Raw genomic sequence first — 1,692 nt, forward strand, 5'->3', positions numbered from 1 at the left:
TTAATTACGCAACAAAGCCAGAAAACGATGCAATTCTTTACGTCGATAATGGAGAACGTTTAGCTAAACGTATGTCGAATGCTGAGTTAACAGTATTCAAAGGCAGTGGTCATTTTTGTTATCAAGATAGGTATCAAGAGTTTTCGGTAATGGTGAAATATTGGATTGATAAGACGCAATAACAGTTAAATGACTGAGTAAATATGATTGAAATGGAACTACGAGAAGGTTCATGCTCAATAAAAGTGAATGTCGATTTATTGAGCGCCTTTCGAGCTTTTTACCACTTCTATCCTCATCCCTTATCTAAAACTAATCAAGGCATGGTAAATGCAGAAGCTAACCCTTTTAGCGCTAAGTTGTATTCTATTATTAGGTTGTTCTATCAATAAGGTAGCCGAAGAAAAAGACCACTTCGTTGATGATTATATCGAAATTAATAAACACAATATTAAAGACTTACCTCAGTTGTTAAATGCTATCGCGTTTGAATATTCTAGGTTTGCCAATCAAGCTGAATAGCCGCTTTTTGCCCTCGCTAACAATTATGTTTCACGATCCTGTTTTAGAGTCGAGCCTGGTACATAAAGAGCATTTGAGTACGTTAGGCATGCCCTTAAACGTCTCGCTATATATAGACGAAAATGGAGATCCTAACGTGATTGGAGTGAAACTCGTCACTCGGACGTGAGTTACAGCGTTAGCTTTAAGGTTGAGGGTATATAACAATATGATGCAGCTTTGGTGCCTTCTTCCTTGAATGCCTAGGCTTCCTCTATCTGTACACTCAATGGCCAATATTTGAAGAAGTTATCACCTAGAAGTTTTAAAATCATTTGTACGAAGGGTACTGTTGAAACATTTCAGCGATCTCCTCGTAAATCAGCTCTTCACGTTCCTTAGAACTCATTGAGCGAGTCAATTTCCGGCTTGAATTCGCGGTCCATACAACGATGTTGGTTTTATCATCGATCAGTTCTACAACCAATTGTCCGTACGTCTGTTGGTGATAATTTTGTGGAGTGGACATTCCCCCACGGAAATTGTTCCAACCATAGCCAATACCAAATGACGAGCCGGAAGACACAAGTTCAGATGCTTGCTGAAGTTGGTAGCGGACGTATAGGTCGCCTCCGTCCTCTACAAATGAAACCCCTGTGCGGCTCATTTCTTTAATGATCGCACTTTCAATCCTGATTGAGTCGATACTAATCGGTATTTTGTTCTTCTCTTCTGCCGCAGTCCCGGGCGAGCTGAAATCATAGGTTTTATACATTGAGAAATCGGTTTGCTTATCGAAGTCAGTATTTATTGTAGAGCAGGCAGCTAGAGGAAGCGTTAATAATATGGTGGTTAGACGAAGCATTTTCTATCTTCTTGGAAGGTGGTTTGAAATGAAATTTTCTTCTGAAGGTGATTATACTTGTCCGGTATTCGATACTTTATGTTCGTTATATTCAGTCAATCTGATAATAAAAGTGACGCGATTAATCGTATTTTAACTTTATTGTTCAAGGGTGAATTATATTGAACTGGATAAAGAGAATCATTAACGTGATGATTAACTCGCTAAGAAAAATTCCAACTATTATAAATGGTGAATTTTTACTTTCGGAAGCAGACGATATCTTAATATCCCTTGTTGATGAGGAAGGGAATTTGTAGATAAAGCCCCAGGGCGGGATCGCACTT

The 1,692-nt window shown here is 38.7% G+C and carries 2 protein-coding genes and 1 pseudogene; 2 read left to right on the forward strand and 1 reads right to left on the reverse strand.

Annotated elements, in window-relative coordinates; all coding sequences use genetic code 11:
* Positions 1-182, forward strand: a pseudogene (locus tag AB4384_RS23210) (alpha/beta fold hydrolase); the annotation flags it as partial.
* Between the two features lie 148 nt (positions 183-330).
* Complete coding sequence (locus tag AB4384_RS23215) at positions 331-522, forward strand: hypothetical protein (RefSeq protein ID WP_102394268.1); 192 nt, start codon at positions 331-333, stop codon at positions 520-522.
* A gap of 310 nt (positions 523-832) precedes the next feature.
* Here the strand turns inward: AB4384_RS23215 and AB4384_RS23220 are convergent, their stop codons facing one another.
* Positions 833-1,366: a DUF4136 domain-containing protein gene (locus tag AB4384_RS23220; RefSeq protein ID WP_102394269.1), complete on the reverse strand. Its 534-nt coding sequence runs from the start codon at positions 1,364-1,366 to the stop codon at positions 833-835.
* Between the last annotated feature and the right edge of the window lie 326 nt (positions 1,367-1,692).

The organism is Vibrio sp. 10N.261.51.A4 (assembly GCF_041471945.1).
In the GTDB taxonomy this organism is placed as follows: Bacteria; Pseudomonadota; Gammaproteobacteria; order Enterobacterales; family Vibrionaceae; genus Vibrio; species Vibrio crassostreae_C.